The organism is Photobacterium sp. J15 (assembly GCF_963870815.1).
Lineage (GTDB): Bacteria > Pseudomonadota > Gammaproteobacteria > Enterobacterales > Vibrionaceae > Photobacterium > Photobacterium marinum.
Genome location: NZ_CAWMUI010000002.1, coordinates 802,680 through 828,349, shown reverse-complemented (window position 1 = coordinate 828,349; position 25,670 = coordinate 802,680). Strand labels below are relative to the sequence as shown.

Below are 25,670 nucleotides of genomic sequence, written 5' to 3'. Positions count from 1 at the left end.
TCAATATAGCGCTATCGAACAGCTATCAAGGGTTGCAAAACAATGACATTGAAGAATATAAAACCAAACTACCTCCTAATCACTTTCTTGTGGCTCTTCTCCTTTATTCCTAATACCAATGCCGAACCTGAGCTTATGCCCAGCCCGCCGAAAATTGCGGCAAAAGCCTGGGTACTGATGAGTTACCAATCCGGCCAAATCATTGCCAGTGATAATGAAAGAGAACAATTAGCACCGGCAAGCCTTGCCAAAATCATGACAAGTTATGTTGTCGGCCAGGAATTGAAAGCTGGCCATATCGCTGCCGACGATAAAGTCATTATCAGTGAAAGTGCCTGGGGTAAAAAATTCCCCGGCTCATCGAAAATGTTCCTGAATGTAGGCGATGAAGTCTCTGTTGATGATCTGAACCACGGTGTGATTATCGCCTCTGGTAACGATGCCACCGTAGCCCTTGCAGAGCATGTAGCCGGGCACCAGTCAGCCTTTGTTGAGATGATGAACATTCATGCACAAAAGATTGGCATGATGGACAGCTATTTTGCGAACCCTCACGGACTAGACAGTGAAGGACAAGTCACTACAGCCTACGATATGGCTTTGCTGACACGATCTTTCATACACGAACTTCCAGATATTTATCCGCTATTCAAAGAAAAGTCATTTAAATTCGGCGATATCAAACAAGGAAACCGCAATGCCTTGCTATGGGATACCACACTAAATGTGGATGGTGTAAAAACCGGCTATACGAAAAATGCCGGATACAGCCTTGTTTCTTCAGCCATACAGAATGAGCAACGCTTAATCGCCGTAGTTATGGGCACTCAAAGCCCGGATGCCAGAAGGACGGAGTCTAAAAAGCTACTGACCTGGGGGTTCCGATTCTTCCAGGACATCACGCCGCAATTCAGCGGCAAAGAGCTGTCACCGCTTAAAGTATGGTATGGCTCACCATCAACAATCAGCCTCGAAGTTGCCGACGGTGGCATCATCACGGTCCCAAGACGACAGCGAAAAGATCTGGAATATAAGATCAGCTATAACCATGAACTGGAAGCGCCCGTCAGCAAAGGTCAGCAAGTCGGAAAAGTGGAATGGTATCTGGGTGAAAAACTGCTGACAGAACAGCCGATCCTTGCAGCAGAAGCTGCAGACGAAGCACCCTGGTATAAAAAAATCATTGATATGGTTTGGCGCCCAATAGCGCAATGGTTCACCGACCGTGACTGGGGGAGCTTTGGTGGCTAACCTAACCACTCAAACGACAAAATGAAAAACAGGCCAGTTATCTTCCTACAGGCCTGTTTCATTACAAAGAGTTTTATGCTTTAAAATCAGTGTTCTGGTTTCATCCATACTGATTTGAAATCAAACCATCCCATTGAGTTCGACTGCATTCCCTGCAAAACACCTGAATCATCAACACCATGCCAGTTGTGAAACAGCGGAAGTATCTGACCACTTTGGACCAAACGTGCACCTATATCCTGACAAGGAGAAGTTTTCTCAGGGTCAGCTCGCCATCGCATAACAGCCTGTTCCAGCTCATCAAATTCCTCTTTCGGCATCACTCTGGCAATATGGTCGAAATTGAAATACCAAGACAGAATAGCATCATCACGGTAATTCATCAGGCTCATACCACCCAGCCAGATATCAATCTTATCGGCATGTTTACCTGACCAGATATCCATAGTGGACAACTCTAGCACCTTAAGTTTAACGCCGTCTTCCGCCAGCAAAGTTCTTATTGCTTCAGCAATTTGCGGATAAACCGGATGCTGGCGCGGGAATGCTAAGGTGACAGTCCGCTTCGCTGGAACAGGCTTACTCCCCGACTGAAACGGGACATGTGCCCAACCCGGCAGGATACCGTAAGCATTTATAAGACGAAAATCGCCTAAATCATCCTGATTCAGCAAACGCAGGATATTCAGTGAAGTCAGTCGACTCTGGAAATAATCCAGCCAATCGTCGTTATTCGTCAAACCGGTAAGTCGATTAAACAGCAGATAGTTGCATCCTTCATCAAGTTGCATCCTTGCAGAGACATTCCACCCACTCAGCTGGTTTATTTCCGTTCCCGGCTGAAGGTAGCAAGCCGCAACTTCAGACAGCATCCAGATATCGACAACGTCAATCAATGCTCGGAAACCAAAGTACTGATCAAAAGCCTCTAACTTAAACCGTTGCTTGTCATTCTGAATAATTTTGTAAGGACCTGAACCTGTTGGGAAAAGGACATTATCATTATCAAAATCACTGTCAGACGGCTGGATCATCGCCTGCAGGTTCGTCAGCAGTTCAGGTAAACGGTGATCATCCGAGCTCAGATGGATATCAATCGTATTAACATATGGTGATTCCACCTTTTTTATGTGGCGGAATAAACGATGCTTTTTGACATATTCAAAAGTGGTAATGATGTCATTGCAGTCAAGCAGCTTACCGTCATGGAAGCGGACTGCAGGACGAATATAAAATCGCCAATGACGAGGAGAAAGCGCTTCCCAGTGATGGGCTAGATCGCCTTCGACTTCCTCTTTTTCCTCATTAATTCGAGTTAAGCCATTGAAAATCTGTCGGACTAGGTGCTGCTCTGAACGTCGTAGCGGATGCAGCGGATTGAGGTTACTAAATGCCCGATAATAAGGTAAGCGCACAATCTGCTTACCCTGCGAAGTAGTATGGCCCAGTTGCTCCTGAATCAACTGGGCAAGTTTGTCAGCGTTGTTGCCAAGCGCTTCCAGCGCAGGTTCCAGCTTACCTTCGGCCACCAGCCTTCTGGCGTGCATGTATTGTAATTCACTGTCTGTACTGTGAAATATCAGCTTTGACTGTTTTCCTCGCCCTACCGCCGGGTGCCAGTCAATCCAGCCTTTATCAACCATTTTGTTGATGACCATGCGAACATTACGCCGGGTGCAAAACAACACTTCTGCAATATCGTGCAGATTAGTTTCACAATCTTCGCCGGAAAAATGGTTGTAGAGACGTTGAAATTGAAGTTTCAACCTTTGACTGCTCATAAAAGAGGAACCTTTATCATTTATTTGTTCTGTTTTTCACTTCCTATTTTAACGTAATAATAAGCAGCAACAAGAAAGATTCCGTTTTGATGGTGACCAGAAAAGATTTGCGCTTCATACCCCCATTCAAATGCATGTCTTCTGAGTGAAGCTGGTCACCATCTTTTTTAGTTTTATATCAGCAAGTTAATCAAGACTCTTCTTAAAGCGCAGCGATGCAATCACAAGCCCTAAAAAAGTAAATCCAACCATCCACAACGCATCTCGCCAAAGGTCGATTAAATCTGCGCCACGCAGCACAATTCCCCGAATCATCCGCATAAAATGCGTCGCGGGCAGAACTTCTGCAATCCACTGAGCCGCAACCGGCATAGCTTCATAAGGAAACATAAACCCGGACAACAAAATCGACGGCAACAGAATAAACACCGTCATCTGCATTGCCTGAAGTTGTGTCTGCGCAATGGTTGAGATAACCAACCCCAAAGTCAAGCTGGCGGAAATGAACAGCAATGTGCCAAACAGAACCTGAGACAAATCACCGTTAATCGGAACATCAAAGATGAAATGCCCTAAGCCTAGAATGATTGCTACCTGAATCAGGCCAACAAAAATATAGGGAATGATTTTCGCGATCATCAACTCCAGTGAATGAACTGGTGTTGTGATAAGTAATTCCAGATTTCCCCTTTCCCGCTCACGCACTATGGCTGCAGAGGTAAACAGGATCATGGTCATTGTCAGAATCACGCCCAGCAAACCGGGCACTATATTGACAGCCGATCGCCGTGACGGATTGAAATACAGCGCAACCTCAAACGTCGTTTCCCCGGACGGCTGATAGGTAATTAACTCCTGCAACGGCATATTTCTCAGCTGTAATAGTGCTGCACTCACCATAGTATCTGAACCATCAACCAGCCACTGACCAACTGTTCGTCCCTGGGTTATTCGTTGGGACAAATCAGATGGCAAAACTAATGCAGCCCTGACTACCCCTTGCGTAATAGCCTGCTCTGCTTCTGCTGCTGTCGGATATGTGTGAGTAACGGTAACAACCTGAGTTGCCTTTACTGATTCAGTAATCACACGGCCTACCGCTGAGTGGCTTTGATCGACGACTGCCACGGGAATATTTCGAACATCCGTATTTATCGCATAGCCAAACAGCAAAAGTTGAATCAACGGAATCATCACTACCATGGCAAAGGTAATACGATCCCGTGATAATTGACGGAGTTCTTTGACCATAATGGCCTTAATTCTTAATAAACTCTTCATTGTCTTCCCGCCCCCGTTGACGTAACAAACACATCTTCAAGGCTCGGTCGGGCAATCGCCATTTCAGCATTATTCAAATACGGTATCTGTTGCCGTAACCATAAAATGGGCTCTTCGATATTCTGATTTACCAACACCCGTAAACGAATTCCAAGTTGTGCGGCTGAACGAATTTCCGGACGTCGAAGAAGATCGGCCTTTAATTTCCTAAGCTGATCCACCTGCACCTCCACAACATTCACACCCATATTCTGCATCAGGGCTTCTGGCGGTCCGTCGGCCCTGACGACTCCGGCTTCCATTATCGCCAGTCCATGGCATCGCTCAGCTTCATCCATATAATGACTGGTGACCAGAATAGTGGTTCCCTGATCGCTGAGATCAAATAACTGCTCCCAAAAGTCACGACGGTTTTCAGGGTCTACCGCAGAAGTTGGTTCATCAAGGAACAACAAATCCGGCTCATGCATTGTCGCAGCTGCCAGTCCTAGCCTTTGCTTCTGTCCACCACTCATACTTCCGGCTCGCTGACGTGAAAGGCGATCTAAGCCATAGGTTGAAAGCTGCTCCGCTACTCTATGTTTAAGTGCTTTATTGGTAATTCCGAACACCTGACCGATAAACTCAAGGTTTTCAGCAACGGTTAAATCCTCATACAAAGAAAATTTTTGGGTCATATATCCAATGCGTAATCGAAGCTTTTCTGCTTCTCTGGGTATATTCAGCCCCAGCACTTCTATATTGCCCTCTGTCGGGCTGAGTAGGCCGGTCAGCATTCGAATGGTTGTTGATTTACCGCATCCGTTCGGACCGAGGAAACCATAAATGCTGCCCGTAGGAACCATCAGACTTAACCCGTCGACAGCGGTAAAGTCTCCGAACTTACGGGTAATGTTGCGGGCAACGATTGCGTTCTCACTCATGGGGCATCTCCACCTGAGCCGGAACACCAGCTGGCAACTCAGTCGCTTCGGCCGGCATAACAACCTCAGCTAAATACACCAGTCGGGCTCGATCCTGTTCATTCAGCGCATAATAAGGCGTAAAGGCCGGTTCAGTAGCAATCCAACGCAATGTCCCGGTATAGCTGGTATTCATACCGTCAACATGAACCGTCAGCCTGTCACCAGCTTTGAGTTTGACCCGGTATGGTTCAGGAACATAAACCCGAGCATAAGGAGCGGTTTCGGCCTGAATTGCGGCAACAATGCTGCCAGCGGTTACTCGCTCACCAATATTGTACGGAAGACTGTCGAGCACCCCATCGCGGGTTGCCACCACAGTCAAATCTTTAAGAATCTGTGCTTGCAATGCAGCTTCAGCCTTAGCTGCTTCCAAAGCGGCCTGTGCCTGAGTAATATTTTCCGGACGCTCACCCCGCGTAAGTTTTGCCAGCAGCTCACTGGCAGAATCATAGTCAGCCTGAGCAGCATCACGCTCTGCCCTCGCTTTATCTTTTTCTGCAAAGCTTGCCAGCTTCTGGGAGACCAACCTGGAAACACGTCGAAAGTTATTTCTAGCTTCTCTCAAAGTTGCCTGTGCACGCTCCACACTCGCCTGAGCCGCAGCAATATCTTCCGGCCGCTCACCATTTGTCAGCATCAGCAGGTATGCCGCGGCTTTGGCTTCTTCTGCTTTTGCCCTTGCCATAACAGCCTGCTGTTGCTTCGTATCTAGTTGAACCAGCACATCCCCTTTAGTGACTAAATCCCCCTCTTTCACTGGTTGCTCACGAACTATTTCTCCGGCCGTTGCCGTTAACGTGACACGGTCACGCTCAAGTGTTCCTAAAGCGACATTAGCGTTATTCTCACTGCAGGCAAATAAGCTAATCAACGCAATGAACAGCAATATTTTTTTCATGATTTCTCGACTCACAAATCCACCTCAATTATTAAAAGTGTATGCCCGTGAGTCAGATAGACAATTGAATTAATTCACATAATTCATTAAAAATGGAGAATGTTAGGGAATGGTAGAATGGCGTTTTGCGCACACCACAATATTGCCACTCTAGATTGGCGATTGTTTAAATTACTACGCTTCGTTGTTTAACTTAATAGCTTCATTCCGATAGAAACCGCAACAGTTATGCCCATAAACCATGCGCCCATTGTTAATTCTTCATACGCAAGACCGATATTACGTTCTTTTTCTTTGATCGCGTCCGATAACTTTTCCAACGCCTTTTCATCCTCAGCTGAAACCTTATGGCTGAAGCCTGAAGACCTATGCATTGACGATGCATGTTCATTGTTTACAGAGGGGAAAGCCTCAATTTTCAAAGCTAATAATGTATGCCCCCATGAACAGACAAAAGCAAACACAGTAATCAACAATGCCACCAGACGAATCCATTCAACCGGAAGCGACGGAGAAAACAGGCTCTGACTCTTTAGCATCATCGCAATTGCCAGCGCCACAAGAATCGCGGTCACAACGACAAGTAGCCTGGAACATTTATTCTCAACCTGTCCTAAAAGCAGTAACTCTTCTGCATGGCGACTTTTTAGTTCATTAACCTTTGCGATAAAGATCTCTCCCTGCCTGTTTATAGCCTGCATACTTGTACCCTTCGTCATTCAACCAATGGTAATCACACCAAACTTAGTCCCTAGTGCGTAACCTAATAAAAGCATAGTAAATTTTCAGATTTTGGACTGATGACTTACGTACTTCACAATCCCACATCGGTGAAATCCTTCGGCATGCTTCCTGAAATAACATAAATTCTGATTACGAATGGATTAAGAACTAAATAAATTTAAGAAAGAAATTACAAAGAGTAACTAAGATTATTGAAGTGAAAGACTATGCCCCTACTTTAAATGATGGCCTGGCCATATAATAGAGAGACAAGTCCGGATAGAGTCAGCGAGCCTGCAATGTTTTCATTTACTCAGATAATCGCATGCCGTCGTTTGAAACGCCTGACTTTGGTCCTCACATTTTTCATTGGTGAAGATGTATTAAACTGAATCATCCGTCCTAACGGCCATTTTTCATACCAGTTAACTTCGTATAAATCTTCATTACTGGTATTAACTATAAGCTTCTGTACCTTACGTGTAACAACTTCAAACTCCTCTTGGAGATCATGATATCCCCACTGAGTATATTGCTGATGAAAAGAGGCTGCCAACTCTCCAAGCTGATTCCATTTGTATCCTGTTTCCGGGAAATCAACAGTTTTACCCTGTGACTTTAAACCATGCCACTTAAGTACCAGGTTCCCCCAGCCAATCAGGTAAGCAAGCGTGTCACATATGCTGATTTCAGTCCCTTTTATATTACCTTCAACCCCTTTTACCCTGCTCATTTCAGCCGGAATGCTCTGGTAGTCAGCCAAAAGCTTATCAAATGCAACCTGTATTGCTGTTTCCAATTCTGCTTTATTTTGGGGTACTGATGACATAAATATCTTCCTTGCCTTATTTATCAATATAAATCCCGACGAACATGTATCAACTTATTGTAGAGACAATCATCATCTATCCAAAAATAATTAACAGAAACATCTATAGTTGATTTGATAACTAGATACATACCAAACAAAAACAAAACCAACATCAAAACTTACAGTTGAAACATTAAATTTCAATTTTGAGATTGTGATCATGACCTTCTTAAACAAGATCAGATACTGTAATCAGGTAGATGATAATGAATTTCAATTATATATAAATATCATTATCTCCACATTTAATTATAAAAACCACAAGTAATACTTTGCTATCAATGAATAGCATTTTTATCAATAACGAAAACAACAAGGTAATAAAAATGATATACGCGAAACCTCAGTATAAAGAACAATTCGAAAACTTTATTGGTGGAGAATGGGTCGCCCCATTAAGCGGAGAGTATTCTGATAACGTATCACCAGTTGATGGTGAGCATTTAACCCGCATTCCACGCTCTAATGAAGCGGATATTGATATGGCTGTGGCCGCTGCAAAAAAAGCGTTTGAGTCATACAAGCACACCTCCGTCATTGAAAGAAGTACCCTGCTAAATAAAATTGCCGATGCTATTGAAGCCAACCTGGAAAATCTGGCAATTGCAGAAACTCTGGACAATGGTAAAGCAGTCAGAGAAACACTAAACGCTGACGTACCACTGGTTATCGACCATTTCCGTTACTTTGCTTCTGTCATCCGTAGTGAATCCGGCTCGGTTTCTGACCTTGATGAAAACACGATTTCTCAAGAAATTTATGAACCACTAGGCGTTGTTGCCCAGATCATTCCATGGAACTTCCCACTACTGATGGCTGCCTGGAAAATTGCTCCTGCTATCGCCGCTGGTAACTGTGTAGTATTGAAACCTGCCAGTGCAACACCTATGTCTGTATTACTGCTTATGGAAACAATCCAGGATGTACTACCGAAAGGTGTGGTCAACATCATCAATGGTGCTGGCGGTAAGATCGGTAAATACCTTTCAACTCACCCGGATATTAAGAAGGTCGGCTTCACTGGTGAAACTGCTGTCGGCAAGCTAATCATGCAGTATGCAGCAGAGAATATTATTCCTTCCACTCTGGAATTGGGTGGTAAATCACCGAACATCTTTACTGAATCCATCATGGATGCTGATGATGAGTTCTTTGATAAAGCTGTAGAAGGATTAGTGTTGTTTGCCTTTAACTCAGGTGAAGTCTGCACTTGCCCTTCTCGCGCCCTGATTCAGGAGTCAATCTACGAACCATTAATGAAGCGTGTTTTGGAACGTATAGAAGCTATTACACAGGAAAACCCACTGGATACAGAAACCAAGATGGGTGCTCAGTGCTCTGTTGCTCAAATGGAAACAATTCTGGAGTACATTCGTATCGGTAAAGAAGAAGGCGCAGAATGTCTGATCGGCGGGGAAAAATATGACAACCCGAACTATCCGAACGGCAACTACATTAAGCCAACGATCTTCAAAGGCGACAACAAAATGCGGATCTTCCAGGAGGAAATCTTTGGACCAGTTCTGGCAGTCACAACCTTTAAAGATGAAGAAGAAGCGCTGGCTATTGCCAACGATACCATGTACGGATTAGGCTCCGGCGTATGGTCACGTGATGCTCACCAAATCCACAGGCTATCCCGCGGTATCGAAGCCGGTCGTGTATGGGTGAACTGCTATCATATGTATCCATCACACGCTTCATTTGGTGGTTATAAGAAATCAGGTATTGGCCGTGAGACACACATGATGATGCTGAACTCATACCGCCATACCAAGAATATTCTGACGTCTTACAGCACTAAACCAATGGGACTGTTCTGACAGTTAAGAAGCTAATTATCAGCCGTAGGTGTATACCGCCTGCGGCTTTTTTTACAAACGCTCACCTCAAACACCCTCAAAAACAAGACCTTTCTCAACCTTTGTACAGGCAAATTATGGCACCGTGATTTTCATTCTCTTTTTCAATTGCTAATAAAAAATCTCACCTTTGGTGATGGGAAATACAATGACAAAACTAAAAAAGAAAAGACTTAAAGGGATAACTATTAATAGCGTGTTGCTGATAGTTGCGTTGATCCTTTCCTATATGAATATACTTGGCATCATCCCTATGATTGTTGCTGCATTTTCAGCCATTGCGCTTTTTGGCAATGGTCTTCTGTATTTCTTTAATTCCGACGAAGATACTGACGATCAGCCCATCCTTGATGATACAGCAAAGATTGTTGCCCGCTCAGGTATTGATGGGCTTGCTGAGTTCAGGAAGAAATAACATTAGCTTTAATCTTACCAATAAAAGAAGCCAGCTATTTTAACTTCATGGTCACAATTTCTTACCCCTTTCAGGCAAGCCCTCCTCTTGGTTTCTAGACTAAATATGACAAAACAATAAAACCGATAAAAAATGCCAGTCGGAGGGCTTGCCTTGAACAGACGCTGTTTAATAAAAATCAAAGACAAGCTATTTTTTTCATCCCCTTTTATCTGGGGATTACTTTTTCTTTTATTAGCTTCATTTAGTGCTTTTGCAAGTGAATCCCTTCCTGGTGACATCGATTGGGCGGACATGGCTATGGGCTTGTTTGGTGGCCTTGCTTTGTTCCTGTTCGGTATGGATCAGATGTCCGACGCGCTAAAATCAGCACTCGGCGATCAAATGAAAGACCTGCTGGCCAAACTTACCCGTAATCGCTTCACCGGCGCACTAACCGGCGCATTCGTGACTGCTGTTGTGCAGTCGTCATCTATTACTACAGTATTGGTCGTTGGTTTTGTCTCTGCCGGAATGATGACGATGGCTCAGTCAATCGGCATCATCATGGGGGCTAACGTCGGCACAACCATCACTGCACAGATTGTAGCTTTTAAAATAGAAGAAGCCGCACTCTGGATAATTGCACTCGGCTTTCTGCTGATGTTTACAGCCAAAACAGAACGTTTTCAGCACTATGGCAGCATGCTAATGGGCCTGGGCTTGATCTTTTTTGGTATGGGCCTGATGGGTGATGCTATGCACCCACTTCGCAGCTTCGAGCCTTTCTTGGAACTGATGAATAAAATGGTACAGCCTTTGTTGGCTATATTAGTGGGTGCCTTATTTACAGCATTAGTCCAATCGTCATCAGCGACGACAGCCATTGTCATCACTATGGCCGGACAGGGTCTGATCAGTCTTGAAGCAGGAATTTTGCTGGCCTTTGGTTCCAATATCGGCACCTGCTTTACCGCACAACTAGCAGCAATCGGTAAATCACGCGAAGCCCTTCGTGCAGCCTGTGTACACCTATTTTTCAATATCGGCGGCGTGATCATTTGGCTACCATTTGTTTCTGTACTTTCTGAATGGATTATCACTATTTCACCATCTTATCCTGAACTGACAGGCACAACCCGACTGGCAGCAGAAGCACCTCGTCAAATAGCTAACGCTCATACTCTATTCAATGTGATTAACACATTGATATTTATCAGCTTTACAAATTACATGGCTAAACTTGTTTTATGGATCATCCCGCATAAGAAAGAAACCCAAAAAATCATCATTAGCCCTAAGTACCTTGATGAGTCACTAATCGAAACACCATCTTTAGCACTTCAGCGAGCTCAACTGGAAGCTGCACGCATGGGAGAGATTGTCCATCGTATGTTGAGCGAGTTTCGTTTAGGTTCAATGAACAGAGACAGGAGAAAATTTGAGAAAGTCAGAGAGATGGATGACAAAGTCGACATACTCGAAAGTGAAGTATTGCGTTATCTGGGGGCAATAAGACAACAACCGCTAACTGAACAAGAAAGTTCCTATATTGAGCGAGTGATGATTACAGCGGATGAGTTTGAAAGTATCGGTGATGTCATAGAGTATGACCTTACCAACCTTGCTTATCGCGCATTGGATGAAAACATCCAACCCAGTGAGACAATGCGACATCTTAATTCCAAGCTAGGTGAAAAACTTATTGAAGCCATCAGTGCAACCATACTGGCAGTCAAAAATGATGATCAGAATGCAGCCAACGATGTTCTCAATATGAAGCAAGATATCTCCAGCCTGATTAAACAGGCCATGGATATTCAGAGCAAAGAGCTGGCCAGAGTCAGTAAAGACCATATCGAAGCGATCCGAATGGAAATGACTATCCTTGATAGCTTCAAGCGAATTTATACCCTGCTAAAGCGCATTGCGAAAAAGGTAGCTCCTCCTGAAGTGCATTAGCAGATGCCTGCTCATTTTATCCCGTCATGTCACGACCAATTCAACCATTTCAGCACTAATAAAACCCGAACGTTTAGAGGGCTAACCATTTTACCAATTACCTTCTTCTCGTCATGATTTATGAATATGTCAAAAAAAAACAAAACAAGCTTTATACCACTATATATCAATGCCTTACTGGCATTTTGAAACCAAATTTTTACATACATTTGGCATTTAGTATCATTCCTGTTATTATTTTCCGCACAAAATATATTTGAGCACTAAGCTTTTGTGATTTTCTGCTTCAGGGAAAGGGGCAAAAAGCCGAAGAATTAGTTTAGAGCACAAATCAATAAGCGAGGGACAATGACACAAGTTATTGATAAGTACAGTATCGAAAATACTGACTATACAGTTGGACAGGACAATATTCAGAAATGGGGTTTTGATGTACATAACCCGGTCTTTGGAATCAGTGCCGGACTAATAACACTCTTCATCGTAGCTATTCTGGCTGCCGATCCAGCAACAGCTAAAGCTGCACTTGACGGGATCAAATGGAAAATCATTAATAATTTCGACGGACTTATTATGTGGTCCGGCAATATCTTCTTACTTTTCGGCTTGTTTTTAATTGCTTCACCATTCGGAAAAATCCGTATTGGTGGTGCAGATGCCCAACCAGAGCACTCAAACTTTTCCTGGTTCGCCATGCTTTTTGCTGCTGGAATGGGTATCGGCCTGATGTTCTGGGGCGTAGCAGAGCCGGTTGCTTACTTTACCGGTTGGTATGAAACACCTCTGGGTGTTGAAGCAAATACTCCAGAAGCGGCCAAGCTTGCACTGGGTGCCACCATGTTCCACTGGGGGCTTCATCCATGGTCTATGTATGCTGTTGTTGCGCTGGCACTGGCTTTCTTCGCATTTAACAAAGGCCTACCTCTGTCAATGCGCTCCATTTTCTATCCTATTCTGGGTGATCGCACCTGGGGTTGGTTTGGTCATATCATCGATATTCTGACCGTACTGGCAACACTGTTTGGCCTTGCAACGTCTCTGGGCTTAGGTGCACAACAGGCTTCAAGCGGTATTACTCATGTATTCGGCTTTGAATCTGGTATCGGCCTGCAACTGGGCGTGATTGTATTTGTTACGGCTCTGGCTGTTATCTCGGTCATGCGTGGTATTGATGGCGGTGTAAAAGTACTGAGTAATACTAACTTGCTTGTCGCTTTTGCCCTTTTGGTATTCATGACATTGGTTGGCTTTGCTGTTTTCTTTGACTCTATTAAGACAGCTCTGCTGGGATACATCGAAAATATTATTCCGCTAAGTAACCCGCATGGTCGTGAAGACGAAGCATGGATGCACGGCTGGACCGTATTCTACTGGGCATGGTGGATTTCATGGTCGCCATGTGTAGGTATGTTTATTGCCCGCGTATCTAAAGGCCGTACAGTTCGTGAATTCATTTGTGCTGTTGTATTCATCCCTACCCTGGTGACTCTGGTTTGGATGTCTGTATTCGGTGGTATTGCTATCGATCAGGTCATCAACAAAGTGGGTGAACTTGGTACCAATGGCCTGAATGACATTACGCTGTCACTTTTCAATGTTTATGAAGCGCTTCCATTCAGCACCGTTCTTTCAGTGATTTCTATCGCTCTGGTAATGATTTTCTTCATCACATCATCAGACTCAGCATCGCTGGTTATCGATAGTATTACTGCTGGCGGTAAAGTTGATGCACCTGTTCCGCAGCGTATCTTCTGGGCTACAGTAGAAGGTGCTATTGCAGCAGTTCTGCTTTGGGTCGGCGGTCAGGAAGCAATCCAGGCACTTCAGGCCGGAGCAATTTCAACAGCCCTGCCATTCTGTGTCATCCTGCTGATCATGTGCGTGAGCTTAGTGATGGGAATGAGAACCGAAATGGTGTATTACCGCACGCCGGTAACCAACTAATTCTCCTCGTTAATTCAAAAACGCCACCTAAAAGGTGGCGTTTTTTTATCTCAATAAACACAGCCCTTCTCTACTTTCCCATTACAGACTCCGTATTCTTACTATACTTTCACATCAGATATTTTCCTGGCTGAAAGATCATCCCTTAATTCTCGGTTAATCAGACATACGACTTCAGAGAGGCTTATCGTGCTGAGTTATCTATCAGAGTGGCATCACTATGTCTATGGCATACTAACTTTCGTTTTTATTGGCGCATATGTTCTCCACTTTCTCCCGCAAGGAAAACTAGGAAAGCTGAAAGCCATTCTGGAAACAGAGACAATTCTTATGCTGGTTCTGATTTTCGTAGCAGTCATTGCCGCTCGAGTCGAGCATATTGGAAAAAAAGCTGATATTAGATGGGAACAAGCATCGGATCTTTTCAGAAGAGAGGGTTTTCAGGAATTTAAGTCAATCACATCAACAGACCAGATATTCAGAGAATTAAGTGACGCTTTATCAGATACAGATAAAGAAGTCTGGGCGACAGGTTTTCGTCCAGATCCGCCAAAAACTTTGAAAAGCTATTCGCCCGGAGCGTCTCAATGGTACGAAGACCTTGATAAATGGACCAGTGCCCAATCGGGACGCACTTACCTTAGATTGGTCGGAATAAGTAATGATGCAAACCAGGATTGGTTCGATGAAGAATGCACAAAACAAAAAAATATCAGCAACAGGGTCTTCAAAAGCCTTGAATGGCGTGAAGAAACACCTTTTATCAACATGATTATTTTCGATGACGATTTGGTTTTTTTAATGTTTCGCTCTGATCCGGCACTAATAGAACAAACAATTCGCTATAAAGTAAGTGGAAAAGAGATGACTAAATTAGCCCGAGAATGGTTCCAGGCACTGTGGGAAATAGGACAGTCTTGTGAGGGAGACAAGGAATTATCCATTACATCCCAAAACAAAAGCGGGTAGCGCTTTCCCCTACCCGCTTTTTCTGCTTGCGATTAGCTCACATTACTGTTGCTGGTTCTGCAAATTTTGTAGTAACTGGTAGGCATCTACTACGCCACCGGTTGCAGACAAGTCTGCAAAAGGAACAGTCTCTTTAGTCGCAGGGTTTGTAACCATGTGACCTTCATAAGTTCTGACTGATTCCAGAATCGCTTTCTTCAGTTCATGGCCATCCAAGTCAGGGAAGTATGTCAGAGCAAGAGCTGCAACCCCGGAAACAACCGGTGATGCCATACTTGTGCCACTGAATGCCTGATATTCATTACCCGGCGTGGTGGACATGATCTTGTAACCTGGCGCGAACAGGTCAACACTGTCTTTACCGAAGTTAGTAAAGCTGGCAGCCATTTTCGCATCTTTATAATTGGCTGATGCACCGATATCCAGCCATGTACCGATACGCTCGCCCGGATAGTACAAAGAGAAGCGGTTTGGATAGCTAGGTTTAATATCATTGTTGGTATGGCTGTTACCCGCTGAGTGAACCAGCAGTACACCACGACGTGAAGCATAACGGAATGCTTCATCAACAATGCCTTTATATGGTGAGTACGCTTTACCAAAGCTCATGTTGATAATTTTCGCGCCATTATCAACCGCATAGTAAACCGCATTGGCAATATCTTTATCGCGTTCATCGCCATTTGGTACAACACGCAATGCCATGATCTTAACGTTATCAGAAACACCTCTTACACCCAGCTGGTTGTAGCGGTCTGCGGCAATAATACCTGCAACGTGTGTACCGTGAGACGCATCAGGGCCGATTACATCATTGTTACCGTAATCAGATTCCCATGGATTAAATGGCGAGTCTTTAACGATTTCAGCACGAGGATCATAATCCAGGTTGTAGTGATAATTTACATCATCACCATAACGCTCCATCATCGCATCTAGATATTCCATTGAACGCCATACAGACAGCGTTTTAACCAGGAAGTCAGCCGCTTCAGTAACTTCAGGATCATCGCTGTTAATTTGCTCAAGTGCAGCCAAAGAGAAATCCTTTTGGTCTAGCATGGCTTCAAGAATTGCTTTGCTTGACTGAGCCTGATCATACATTGGCTTGAAGTTGTCGTATTTCTTCTGAGCTTCAGAAGACGCTGACAGGTAGTCTTTTTCTACACCTTCAAAATAAGCTTTTTCGTCGGGAGTCAGCCACATGCCAAACTTCTTGTAGGCCAGGTAACGCTTATATTCACGGGTAACAACCAATGTATCGTGTGCTACGTGAGAGCCATCTCGACCACCGATGAAGTTCCAGCCATGAACATCGTCGACATAACCGTTGAAGTCGTCATCAAAACCATTATTAGGAATTTCATACGGGTTTTCCCAGATATGTCCCTGTAGATCTTCATGATGAACATCCACACCGGAATCGATAACAGCAACAACAACAGGTTGATGACTTGGCTGCATCGTAATTGTGTCGTAGACACGATCGACACTTGAGCCTTCCATACCATCCATTTCAGGGTCTAAATTAAACCAGTCCCCTTCTAACTGACCGGTAGCACTATCATATAAACTTCTTTTTGCGCGAGTTCTAATTTGTGGAGCCTGTTGAACCTGCTCAATAATAGTACCTTTCACAGTTGTTAACTGTTCAAAGGGTGCTGGCTGAATATCATCACTGGCAGCCAAAGCCGGAACTGAAATAGCCGCCATCACAGCGCCGGAAAGAGCAGAAAGATAGAATTGTCTTGCTTTCATTATATTGTCCTTCATATAACGGTTCTTTATTAGCGATAAGCAAGTTAGTATTGATATGAAACCCAATAATACTTTTCCTCTGGGCAAAGTGTATTATCAATACGGAGTTGCCTGATTAAGCTTTTGTTCTAATAGAGTTTTAAAGCGAGACAAACATTAACATCCTGATAATCAATATAAAACAGGCCGATATCACACTTAGTTATAACCAAAAATTATGAATTGATGGCAAGGATATGCTGCTAGGAGGAATTGGTCAGCAGAGCCAAACGATTCATTATACAACAAATAAATCAATGAGATAGATAACAGCCACACCATGATAGATAGTTTCGCAGAATGTCACACAAATATAACCCTTTAATACAACTTTGACCCAAGCAAGACTTATTTCCATTAAATCTATACAGCATTATCAATTAAATAGTATTGCAAATAGGTTTGGAATCACCATCACATAAACTTAAGTTGTGATTTATTGATAAAAAACAAATTAAATAACCTTCCCCAACAAATTAAAATCATTTTTTAAAAATGAACTATAGAAGCAATCCACCCTATCAACCTTATAAAAAACATCAGACAACTCATACTCCTAACAAATGGACAAAGTGCATTGACGAGTTATTTTTACTTTATGCTTTATTGCTTCTATAAGAACTTATAACTATTTAAGCCTTATCAAGATATAAACGTTCAGAAACAATCATCATTTCATGCACGCAACATCTGTACTTCACCTCTGAATACCATTTTCTACCAAACTTATTCACACCAAACTTAGTCACACAATGTTCAAACGAAATAAATTAGATACAGATTTTGTATTTGTTATTCATCTGTTCACTTTTCATACCCACTCTAGAGCACATACTCTAGATGTGTGTTATATTGCACAGTCGCTTTTATGCACTACGTAATGCTTATCATGCATTTTTTGGCAGAAACTATGGTCAGGAAACAAACTCAATGAAGTCTCAAAGTGGTTTTTCGTTAATTGAACTGGTTGTCGTTATTGTTCTTCTTGCTGTTTTGTCTGTCACTGCCGCACCAAGATTTCTGAATGTTCAGGATGATGCCCGAGTATCAACCTTCCGAAGTCTTAAGGCCTCCTTCTCTACTGCTGTCACTCTGTTTAACAGCAAATGGCTGGTCGATGGCGAACCAAATCCTAATATTAAAGAAGGAAGAGAAGGAAACTGGGGATACAAAATCTATGACCTACATTTCAATAAATATGGTTATCCCAGATTGATTTCAGGCACGCAAGAATGCCAAGACATTCTCGAAAACCTGCTTCCTGATTCAAACCTGACCAGAGATGATTATGAGGTTAAAGAGTCCAGTGAAAGTAAAGGAAGCTCAGATGAAAACAGTGCCTCCGGGAACATCTGCATTTACAAATTTAATTCTGCCCCATTTTCTTTGATCTACCATGAGCTTGATGGACGTGTTGAATTAATTGAGCGCGACACTATCTGATCTGTCCCCTAACAAGCTAGACGATTGAATAACTAATTTTGTAAACGATGACATTGTGATCTGCCTGGAAATGTACGTTTCAAAAAGCTTTTTTTTTCTCAACTTTTGAAAAAACGTTTCATGTTATCTCTCAAATCTCTACAATCTAAGGAGAGTAAAAATAGGGAGAGGTGGCATGTCTGTAGCAACTAATCTGACAGAGCTCCAGGATCAAATTCGCTCACGCTATAATGATTTGAGCAAACGACTTCAGCAAGTTGCTGAATATGTATTAGATAATAGTAACAGTATTGCTTTTGATACCGTTGCAGTTATCGCCAAGCAAGCTAATGTTCCGCCTTCAACCCTGATCCGGTTCGCTAACGCATTCGACTTTTCTGGTTTCAATGAAATGAAACAGCTATTCCGGAAAAACCTGGTCGAAGAGACGGCAAGCTATACCGACAGAGCACGCCTGTTTAAAGAGCAGGAAGGTGACGAAACACCACCTGAGCGCCCGGAAGATATTCTTAGAGAGTTTGCCCGAGCGAATGCACAGGCAATGAAGCAGCTTGCCGCTCAAACAGCACCGGAAAAGCTTGATGAAGCAGTTGAGATCTTGGCTAATGCCGAAAACATCTATGTTATGGGTCTACGTCGCTCTTTTAGTATTGCCACCTATCTGACCTATGCCTTACGCCATCTGGAGCGCCGATCATTCCTGATTGACGGCATCGGCGGCATGTTCCACGAACAGCTTGGCATGATTGGCCCCAAAGATGCTGTGATTTCTGTTAGTTTCACCCCTTACGCAAGAGAGACAGTCGAACTGAGTGAGATTGTATCTGAAGTCGGCGCAAAACAAATTGTCATTACTGACAGCCAAATCAGCCCACTAGCCTCGTTTAGTGATGTTTGCTTTGTAGTGAAGGAAGCACAAGTTGATGCCTTCCGATCACAATCTGCTTCTATGTGCCTCGCGCAGACATTAGCTGTCTCGCTAGCCTACCGACAAGATGAAAATGACGACAATAAAGCAGCTTCAAATCATTAATATAAAACGGTTCTGAAAGCCTTCGGTGGGAGGCTTCAGTAGCGCTTTCTCGTAATTATTCTGAAATTCAATCCCCAAATTAATCCATCCTTCACCCGAAAATAATCACTAATCTTCTCTTCCTTCTCTTCGAGTTGTGAACTCGATACTTAGAGTCCCGGGCATATTCAGCTACATTTTATATGGTTATATACCAAACTGAATCATAGTTCGGCGCTCCTTCAACCCGCTATACCCGAGCTCCGGCACTCTGTTGACTCAGATTATTGTTTAGTTTGGTATTAAACGGAGGATCATGTATGAAAAGGATAATTATATGTTCCGATGGTACCTGGAACCGCCCCGAGCAGTATGGTGAAGAAGACTTCCCGACCAATGTGCTGAAACTTGCCAGAGGGATTCGCCCTACCAGTTCTAAAGGTATCAGCCAAATCGTATTTTACGATTGGGGGATCGGCTCTTACCACGACAAATTTACCGGAGGCGGTATCGGTAAAGGGCTGGAAAAAAACATCATGGATGCGTATCGCTTCCTGGTTCATAACTATGAAGCAGGTGATGAAATCTACCTATTTGGCTTCAGCCGAGGCGCTTATACCGTGCGCAGCTTATGCGGAATGATCAATAACTGCAGCATATTGAAAAGTATGCACGGCAGCCGGATAGAAGAAGCATTCGAACTTTATAAAAACAAGGATAACAAACCGCAAAGCCCCTACTCTGTCAGCTGGCGGCAAAACTACACCATCGAAAGTAGAGTGAAAATTCATTTTATCGGCGTATGGGATACAGTAGGAGCAATGGGTCTGCCATTCAGTATTTTCAGCGATATTGACGACAGACACCTATTCTATGATCGCAAGCTCGGCAGCAATATCGTTAAAGCTCGTCATGCCCTGTCACTTGATGAACAGCGAGATGATTTCAAACCAACCATCTGGGAGCCTCGTGAAGGTGTCGACCTTGAGCAGGTATGGTTTTCCGGTGTTCACTGTGATGTCGGTGGCAGTTATAAACCGGATGCTGACGGTACCGTCTTGTCCGATATTCCTATGCTCTGGCTACTGAACGAAGCTGAACAAAGTGGGTTAGAGTTTGAACCTGCGTTGAAACCTGTCAATACGAATGCACTGGCCAGCCAGCACAATGAGTACAAACGTAAATATCTACTGCTTGGTAAACATGTACGTGAAATCCCGGCTCAAGACCAGACACCGACCAGGGTTCACAAAAGTGTTCGGGAACGGTACGACAGCAAGTACCGCAGTAAACCCATCGACTCATACATCAATAAACATGGTGAATGGCCACCAATTTGGGAAGACTGATTCTTCAGGCTCCTTGAACTATGTATCAATCATAAGAGCAGGTCCTCCCTGCTCTTTCCCCCGACATTACCCATTTCTATTAATACCATCACAATATTGCTTTTTAGAGTAAAATCTCAGTTTTTATTCTCCCTCTCCCTTAGGATATGAGTTATGTAACACATAATACTCAGGGCATATCGCTATGTATCAAGACAACTTTATTGATGCTATTCAACACAAGAAAAAAATCCGTTTAACTTTTATCGCTAAAGAAAACGGAACAGAGACAACAAAAATCTGCGCCCCCATCGATTTTGGCCCTAAGCGCATTTCAGAAAACCAGTGCGACCGGTATCACTTGTGGGATTTTGACAGTGATCCTCGCCACCACATTCTCTCTGTTCTTCCTGAACGGATCGTAAAAATGGAAGTACTAACGGAAAAATTTTCTCCGGAAGATTTTGTTGCCTGGCCAACAAATTGGTTTGTGAAGCGCGATTGGGGAAAATACAGCTAAATTGACGACCCTTCCCCTCGTCCTATAGTTAATAGGAGGTTCACCCAAAGACAACGGAGGGAAGGAAATATGACCGCTCAAATTTCATACTCCAAACTTGAGAAAAACTACACTCCTGATTTTCGCAACCGAATTAACATGGCCAGAAATACCAATGATGTTTATGACGTTTTCTGTCACACCGTGGCCTGCATGTTTAATGAAATCACCGAAACAAAAAAGTACAGGGAGAGTGATATCGACTTTTACCCCGAACGGGAGTGTCATTACGAGTTAGGATCTAATTTGAAGCGTGATCCCACTGTTCTAGAATGCCTGCATACTTCAGATCTTGGCCGGATCCTTGATGATATGGCTCAAACAGCAACAAACAGGCATACGCATCTGATGAAACACCCAGAGAAAACCAACTCGAAAATAATGCGTCATTAATTTCGAACGCATAACGTGAATCAGGCACTTATTTTTTATAAGTGCCTGATTTAGTTTCAAGTGACGTCAGCTAGCCATCAGGGAGTCATTGCCTCATTGGTTGAATCCACCACATCATGAATAAACTCAGAGATATCTTCACGGTTCAGCCAGTCAGGTTTTAGCCTAAAGCTGTTCCAGTCAGACAGTGATTCCCAACTATCACTCCATGGCGGACTGTTAACAGCAAGAATACCAATCAATAAAAACTGCAGAGTACTGATCACCGGATTTCGGTTTGAACACAGTTTCAATGCCGAACCGAATGACATCTTGATTTTCCGGTTAGCCAAATCGACGCTGTAAACCTCATCAAGCAGTAAGTGAACCAATCCGCCACCAAACAGAAACAACCCTGACAACCAACAGGCAATATCACTGTAGCCAAGCAGATAAATCAGATACACCACCGCCAACGCTGACAACGCAATAAAAGCCAGGGAATGGCAACAGCCGCGGTGAACAGTTATTTTTTCCAACAAAGATTTGAAGTTGTATCGAATCGTAAAGTAACAAAACGAGGCATAAACCATCAGTTCCAGCATCGAAACGGCACGATAAATATGTCCGACGAAACTAAAGGTAAGCAGTCCGCCAAATAGCCGGAAAAGCGCACTCATTGAGGTTGAGTTGTCTGAATCAATATCAGGTAGCAATCCACCCATGGTGCCGACAAACATCAGCCACAAGGCGGTTATCGGGGCAATATGCCCCGCTGAAAGCAATGCGGTAGCCGCCAAACTACTGGTTAGCGCGGCTGATCCAAGATGCATTTTGAAATTAGCCACAAATATTCACACTGAACAAGACTGTTTTCTTCCGTTTCAGGGTAGCAACTGTGAAAACAGCCATTGTCTCTTTAACTGGATAAATAAACAGTATTATGTATCAATTCTTTGTGACATCAATAAAAATCAATAACTTCCCACAAATACGGCGTTAAGTGAATATTATTTATACATAATTGACCAGCTTCTGACAGGCATTCATGTAAGCAGATAAGCTGAGCCTGCTGAAGCACCCTACTGAGTCGCAGCTTCGCGAAGAAAATCCAGTCTCTGCTGCTCCTCCGGACTTGGCGTATAAGGTTCCTGACTCAATGACGCTGGGTCAAAAGGCTCCAATATAATCGCATCTTGTTCACTTACCCCGAAACTGGCTTTTTCACCGGGAAACCCCGACATCTTTTCTATTACCCAGTTACGGAGCTGATAATGCCCGTCCGTGCCACTCAACACGCTGTTATGAACTTTAAGCTCAAATGATTCTTGCCCCTGACCCAAGCGTGATTTGCTATTCAGTGCAGCAATGACTTTACCGTCATTGGAATACAGATTCGCCCGAACGCGGTAAATTCCTGCCTGTTTTACATCAATCATCAGAGGGATAACCATATCCGCTCCCTGTGAAATCGGCGCACCAGCAGATAACAAATAAGCAGCCGGAACAAAGAAATTAAAATCAGTCAGCAAAATATCACTGCCCTGCTCAAAATCGACCATCGCTTTCACTCTTATTTCCTGAGGCCAGTTTTCATCAGGCGTGACAGTGACAGACCTTTCTCCTGTCTGCTGAGATGCAAATACCTCCTTCGTCGTTGGCTCATAAAACTCGAAGCGAATGTTGCTAACTGCCAGCTTTGTATTCAAAGTAACAGTTACCGGCTCCGGATAAAAAAACCGGAACTTATCCAACGACAAAGATGCAGTGCTGTTGCCATCCAACACCGGGACATCGACAACATTGAAACGATTAGGCTCCAGATAGCTCAGGTTGTTCTCAGAAATGGGTTGCGAATAAGGCGGAAACTTCACTTCATTTTCGTAAGATTCTGATATGGCTTTAAATTGCTTGCTGACAACTTCAAGTTCAAGTTGCTTATCATTCTCTTGAGTTGCAGGAGTTTTACCCACTGCCGAATGCGGTTTAACTGCGCTAACTTCCGACTGAGCCATTGTGTTTATTTTATGCCCGGAATCCTTTAAGTCTGCTTGAGCAACAACTTCGTGTTGAGGGCTGCTATCCTCTTTGCTGTCCAAATACCAATAAGAAACTGCGGCACTGGCCAGCAATACCAAAGCCACACGAAACACAACAGGTTTTTGATCACTCATAAATTTTCTGTAATTGGTTTTATCGCCAAAAGATACTTTCTTCAAATAAGATTAGCTCTTACGAATACAGGCCAGGAAACAGAGTGCTCCCTGACCCGTATCTATAACAGTAAGTTACTGAAGCAACCCAGCTGCCAGTTGAGACATTGTCTGGTTGTCTGAACCATCGACATAGCGATAGTAATTGCCTGTCAGCCAGTATTTTTCGTCAGTTGTGTTAACGTTCAATCTTGTTCCGTCAGTCAACAGAGCTTGTTGGTTAGCTGCCGTTACCTGACCACTGTGTGCACTCTTAATCAAACCACTGTGACTATAACCATCACCCATCAATAACGGGAAATGATCCGGCATAAAATCACTGACACCTTTCGCCTGTGTGCCCAGCTTACCGTCATAGTCAACACTGACTGAACAACTGCTGAAATCTCCTGCTACGCTGGCTCCACAAGATGAATGGCTAGCCACCACACCATCATCATGCCCCGGTAGGAACCCTCCGGTCAGTTTGAAATAATCTGAACCGTCACCTGTGAAACGGATCCGCGGAATACGACCGTCTGGCATCGGTGCTAACTGGCGGGCATTAGCGACCTTCAAATCGTTTAACACACCAGTATTATTACTGTCTGGAATTTCACCAAGCCACAATTTGATTGCAGATGTAAGTGCTGCGTTCATCCAGCCACTGCCTTCAGCAACACCAACGGCCAAGTCGCCTAACTCAGAACCACCACCAGCACCGGCAAAATCAAAAGTTGCCACAATATTCAGCTGCGCCATCCCAGCGTTTTCCAGCCAGTTTGCCTGATTATCCAGAACATATCTTGCAACAAGGTCACCGGTAGAATGAGTAACAAAAATACAGCCGTTGGCGCATGTCTTGTTTCGGGATAATTCCTGTAGCTTTGGCCATACATAATCAGTCGAGATCTTACCGGCAATACGTTCCTGCGATGGCCAGTCGATCCGATCATCCGCTTTCGCCAGCCAAAAATCACGCCAGTAATCCGCTCCATTTTGTTCAACCGCTTTACTGTCCGGTTTAGACTGGAGCTGGCCGGGCTGAAAACCATGAATCAGAATTATTGGATGTTCACCTATTGCTGCATTTGCAGAAAATGAGAAAGCCGCTAACGCAGTAACGACTCCCTTAGTCAGTAATTTCATTTTTGTTATTTCCGTTGTTATTGGACAAAAAAAGAGTAGAAGCTCTAATACTCTCCGGCAAATAAGAAATAACAGCAAATGACAACTTTTATAAAAAGATCACATTATCAATATCATTATGGAGTATATATTCATACCCGAATGTACAATGACCGCTTATAAACACATCACAATAATTCCAAAATCACATTTTCAACAATATTAATTACTATCCTTTTTTATCCCTCTTCCGGTTTTTTCGGCGTTTTTAGTATCTTCTGAAATAAGCCTAAATCCAACCAACGGCCAAATTTATAACCAGCTTGGTTAATTGTCCCACTATGAATAAAGCCTAACTTCTGATGCAGGGCTATACTACCGCAGTTTTCCATATCAATCGCACCAATCATGACATGATAATCCTGCCTGTTAGCCTGTTGAATTAGCTGTTCCATCAATAACGTTGCTATGCCCTGGCCTCTGAAGTCACGGTGCAGATAAACACTATGCTCAACAGTATATTTAAACGCTGGCTGCATCCTGAAACGGCCATAGGTGGCAAAACCCATTAACTGTTCTTCTTCATTCACAAGACCAATCACTGGATAATGACCTTTCTCTTTTTCCTCAAACCATAGAATCATATTATCCATTGTTCTTGGTTTGTAATCATACAATGCGGTTGAGTTAATAATCGCATCATTAAAGATAGCTAAAATAGCTTCAGCGTGATTTTCAAAACTACAGTTTACGAATTTCATTATGTTAACAATGGCTCCTTCCATTAATAATTGCATTCAAAATTTCGCACCAACTATTCACTTCTTACCACCTTGATTGAAACCTAATTACCCCGAAGCTCACCTCCAAGATACCTTATTAACAACTTTTAAAATAAAAGTGAACAATTTTCAGCCTAGATCACATCCTCAAAGTAA

22 protein-coding genes and 1 pseudogene are annotated in these 25,670 nt (G+C 43.5%); 11 read left to right on the top strand and 12 right to left on the bottom strand.

The genetic code is table 11. From position 1 onward, the window contains the following. Positions 1–42 precede the first annotated feature (42 nt). Entirely contained in the window at positions 43–1,251 is a 1,209-nt protein-coding gene (locus AACQ93_RS20595; protein WP_064608338.1) for a D-alanyl-D-alanine carboxypeptidase family protein, read from the top strand. 86 nt (positions 1,252–1,337) lie between these two features. Here the strand turns inward: AACQ93_RS20595 and sgrR are convergent, their stop codons facing one another. From sgrR to AACQ93_RS20565, 7 genes and pseudogenes are all read right to left on the bottom strand, one after another. Next, positions 1,338–3,032, bottom strand: a complete 1,695-nt coding sequence (gene sgrR / locus AACQ93_RS20590) for an HTH-type transcriptional regulator SgrR (protein WP_064608336.1) — start codon at positions 3,030–3,032, stop codon at positions 1,338–1,340. A gap of 186 nt (positions 3,033–3,218) precedes the next feature. Then, a complete protein-coding gene (locus tag AACQ93_RS20585) occupies positions 3,219–4,313 on the bottom strand; it encodes an ABC transporter permease (RefSeq protein ID WP_064608334.1) in 1,095 nt (364 codons plus the stop codon). Then, positions 4,310–5,140 carry an ABC transporter ATP-binding protein gene (locus AACQ93_RS20580; RefSeq protein ID WP_445323163.1) on the bottom strand — a complete coding sequence of 277 codons (831 nt, stop codon included), beginning with the start codon at positions 5,138–5,140 and terminating at the stop codon, positions 4,310–4,312. Before AACQ93_RS20580 ends, AACQ93_RS20585 begins: the two co-directional genes overlap by 4 nt. Next, a pseudogene (locus tag AACQ93_RS25505) lies at positions 5,123–5,221 on the bottom strand (ABC transporter ATP-binding protein); the annotation flags it as partial. The pseudogene AACQ93_RS25505 and the gene AACQ93_RS20580, both read right to left, overlap by 18 nt. Positions 5,222–5,228: 7 nt before the next feature. After that, on the bottom strand, positions 5,229–6,176 hold the full coding sequence (locus tag AACQ93_RS20575; RefSeq protein ID WP_064608330.1) for an HlyD family secretion protein: 948 nt from the start codon (positions 6,174–6,176) through the stop codon (positions 5,229–5,231). A gap of 188 nt (positions 6,177–6,364) precedes the next feature. Next, a complete protein-coding gene (locus AACQ93_RS20570) occupies positions 6,365–6,877 on the bottom strand; it encodes a hypothetical protein (RefSeq protein WP_064608328.1) in 513 nt (170 codons plus the stop codon). A 335-nt stretch (positions 6,878–7,212) separates the two neighbouring features. Further along, positions 7,213–7,728 carry a ClbS/DfsB family four-helix bundle protein gene (locus AACQ93_RS20565; protein WP_064608326.1) on the bottom strand — a complete coding sequence of 172 codons (516 nt, stop codon included), beginning with the start codon at positions 7,726–7,728 and terminating at the stop codon, positions 7,213–7,215. Positions 7,729–8,096: 368 nt separating this feature from the next. On the opposite strand from AACQ93_RS20565, the gene AACQ93_RS20560 reads away from it, so the two are divergent. From AACQ93_RS20560 to AACQ93_RS20540, 5 genes are all read left to right on the top strand, one after another. Next, positions 8,097–9,593 carry an aldehyde dehydrogenase family protein gene (locus tag AACQ93_RS20560; protein ID WP_064608324.1) on the top strand — a complete coding sequence of 499 codons (1,497 nt, stop codon included), beginning with the start codon at positions 8,097–8,099 and terminating at the stop codon, positions 9,591–9,593. Between the two features lie 187 nt (positions 9,594–9,780). Beyond that, positions 9,781–10,047: a hypothetical protein gene (locus AACQ93_RS20555; RefSeq protein ID WP_064608322.1), complete on the top strand. Its 267-nt coding sequence runs from the start codon at positions 9,781–9,783 to the stop codon at positions 10,045–10,047. A 300-nt stretch (positions 10,048–10,347) separates the two neighbouring features. After that, positions 10,348–11,988, top strand: a complete 1,641-nt coding sequence (locus tag AACQ93_RS20550; RefSeq protein ID WP_232323371.1) for a Na/Pi cotransporter family protein — start codon at positions 10,348–10,350, stop codon at positions 11,986–11,988. A 348-nt stretch (positions 11,989–12,336) separates the two neighbouring features. After that, positions 12,337–13,932, top strand: a complete 1,596-nt coding sequence (locus tag AACQ93_RS20545) for a BCCT family transporter (protein WP_064608318.1) — start codon at positions 12,337–12,339, stop codon at positions 13,930–13,932. 189 nt (positions 13,933–14,121) lie between these two features. Beyond that, on the top strand, positions 14,122–14,901 hold the full coding sequence (locus AACQ93_RS20540; RefSeq protein WP_064608316.1) for a hypothetical protein: 780 nt from the start codon (positions 14,122–14,124) through the stop codon (positions 14,899–14,901). 42 nt (positions 14,902–14,943) lie between these two features. Here AACQ93_RS20540 and AACQ93_RS20535 read toward each other — a convergent pair whose 3' ends face one another. Further along, complete coding sequence (locus AACQ93_RS20535) at positions 14,944–16,659, bottom strand: S8 family peptidase (RefSeq protein ID WP_064609639.1); 1,716 nt, start codon at positions 16,657–16,659, stop codon at positions 14,944–14,946. 969 nt (positions 16,660–17,628) lie between these two features. Between AACQ93_RS20535 and AACQ93_RS20530 the strand changes: the two genes are divergently transcribed. From AACQ93_RS20530 to AACQ93_RS20510, 5 genes are all read left to right on the top strand, one after another. Next, complete coding sequence (locus AACQ93_RS20530) at positions 17,629–18,141, top strand: prepilin-type N-terminal cleavage/methylation domain-containing protein (protein ID WP_064608313.1); 513 nt, start codon at positions 17,629–17,631, stop codon at positions 18,139–18,141. A gap of 175 nt (positions 18,142–18,316) precedes the next feature. After that, positions 18,317–19,174, top strand: a complete 858-nt coding sequence (locus AACQ93_RS20525; RefSeq protein ID WP_064608311.1) for a MurR/RpiR family transcriptional regulator — start codon at positions 18,317–18,319, stop codon at positions 19,172–19,174. Between the two features lie 299 nt (positions 19,175–19,473). Continuing rightward, on the top strand, positions 19,474–20,502 hold the full coding sequence (locus AACQ93_RS20520) for a DUF2235 domain-containing protein (RefSeq protein ID WP_064608309.1): 1,029 nt from the start codon (positions 19,474–19,476) through the stop codon (positions 20,500–20,502). A gap of 184 nt (positions 20,503–20,686) precedes the next feature. Further along, on the top strand, positions 20,687–21,001 hold the full coding sequence (locus tag AACQ93_RS20515; protein WP_064608307.1) for a hypothetical protein: 315 nt from the start codon (positions 20,687–20,689) through the stop codon (positions 20,999–21,001). Between the two features lie 69 nt (positions 21,002–21,070). Then, positions 21,071–21,433 (top strand): hypothetical protein, encoded by a 363-nt coding sequence (locus AACQ93_RS20510; protein ID WP_064608306.1) that lies wholly within the window; start codon positions 21,071–21,073, stop codon positions 21,431–21,433. A 77-nt stretch (positions 21,434–21,510) separates the two neighbouring features. Here AACQ93_RS20510 and AACQ93_RS20505 read toward each other — a convergent pair whose 3' ends face one another. From AACQ93_RS20505 to AACQ93_RS20490, 4 genes are all read right to left on the bottom strand, one after another. Further along, positions 21,511–22,260 (bottom strand): metal-dependent hydrolase, encoded by a 750-nt coding sequence (locus tag AACQ93_RS20505; protein WP_064608304.1) that lies wholly within the window; start codon positions 22,258–22,260, stop codon positions 21,511–21,513. Positions 22,261–22,494: 234 nt separating this feature from the next. Beyond that, a complete protein-coding gene (locus AACQ93_RS20500; protein WP_084419362.1) occupies positions 22,495–23,586 on the bottom strand; it encodes a hypothetical protein in 1,092 nt (363 codons plus the stop codon). 114 nt (positions 23,587–23,700) lie between these two features. After that, a complete protein-coding gene (locus AACQ93_RS20495) occupies positions 23,701–24,753 on the bottom strand; it encodes a hypothetical protein (RefSeq protein WP_064608302.1) in 1,053 nt (350 codons plus the stop codon). A 218-nt stretch (positions 24,754–24,971) separates the two neighbouring features. Then, positions 24,972–25,493, bottom strand: a complete 522-nt coding sequence (locus AACQ93_RS20490) for a GNAT family N-acetyltransferase (RefSeq protein ID WP_064608300.1) — start codon at positions 25,491–25,493, stop codon at positions 24,972–24,974. Positions 25,494–25,670 lie beyond the last annotated feature (177 nt).

Coding starts and splice junctions, on each gene's coding strand:
- AACQ93_RS20595 (WP_064608338.1), top strand. CDS start 43: ATGACATTGAAGAATATAAAACCAAACTACCTCCTAATCACTTTCTTG.
- sgrR (WP_064608336.1), bottom strand. CDS start 3,032: ATGAGCAGTCAAAGGTTGAAACTTCAATTTCAACGTCTCTACAACCAT.
- AACQ93_RS20585 (WP_064608334.1), bottom strand. CDS start 4,313: ATGAAGAGTTTATTAAGAATTAAGGCCATTATGGTCAAAGAACTCCGT.
- AACQ93_RS20575 (WP_064608330.1), bottom strand. CDS start 6,176: ATGAAAAAAATATTGCTGTTCATTGCGTTGATTAGCTTATTTGCCTGC.
- AACQ93_RS20570 (WP_064608328.1), bottom strand. CDS start 6,877: ATGCAGGCTATAAACAGGCAGGGAGAGATCTTTATCGCAAAGGTTAAT.
- AACQ93_RS20565 (WP_064608326.1), bottom strand. CDS start 7,728: ATGTCATCAGTACCCCAAAATAAAGCAGAATTGGAAACAGCAATACAG.
- AACQ93_RS20560 (WP_064608324.1), top strand. CDS start 8,097: ATGATATACGCGAAACCTCAGTATAAAGAACAATTCGAAAACTTTATT.
- AACQ93_RS20555 (WP_064608322.1), top strand. CDS start 9,781: ATGACAAAACTAAAAAAGAAAAGACTTAAAGGGATAACTATTAATAGC.
- AACQ93_RS20550 (WP_232323371.1), top strand. CDS start 10,348: ATGGGCTTGTTTGGTGGCCTTGCTTTGTTCCTGTTCGGTATGGATCAG.
- AACQ93_RS20545 (WP_064608318.1), top strand. CDS start 12,337: ATGACACAAGTTATTGATAAGTACAGTATCGAAAATACTGACTATACA.
- AACQ93_RS20535 (WP_064609639.1), bottom strand. CDS start 16,659: ATGAAAGCAAGACAATTCTATCTTTCTGCTCTTTCCGGCGCTGTGATG.
- AACQ93_RS20530 (WP_064608313.1), top strand. CDS start 17,629: ATGAAGTCTCAAAGTGGTTTTTCGTTAATTGAACTGGTTGTCGTTATT.
- AACQ93_RS20525 (WP_064608311.1), top strand. CDS start 18,317: ATGTCTGTAGCAACTAATCTGACAGAGCTCCAGGATCAAATTCGCTCA.
- AACQ93_RS20520 (WP_064608309.1), top strand. CDS start 19,474: ATGAAAAGGATAATTATATGTTCCGATGGTACCTGGAACCGCCCCGAG.
- AACQ93_RS20515 (WP_064608307.1), top strand. CDS start 20,687: ATGTATCAAGACAACTTTATTGATGCTATTCAACACAAGAAAAAAATC.
- AACQ93_RS20510 (WP_064608306.1), top strand. CDS start 21,071: ATGACCGCTCAAATTTCATACTCCAAACTTGAGAAAAACTACACTCCT.
- AACQ93_RS20500 (WP_084419362.1), bottom strand. CDS start 23,586: ATGAGTGATCAAAAACCTGTTGTGTTTCGTGTGGCTTTGGTATTGCTG.
- AACQ93_RS20495 (WP_064608302.1), bottom strand. CDS start 24,753: ATGAAATTACTGACTAAGGGAGTCGTTACTGCGTTAGCGGCTTTCTCA.
- AACQ93_RS20490 (WP_064608300.1), bottom strand. CDS start 25,493: ATGAAATTCGTAAACTGTAGTTTTGAAAATCACGCTGAAGCTATTTTA.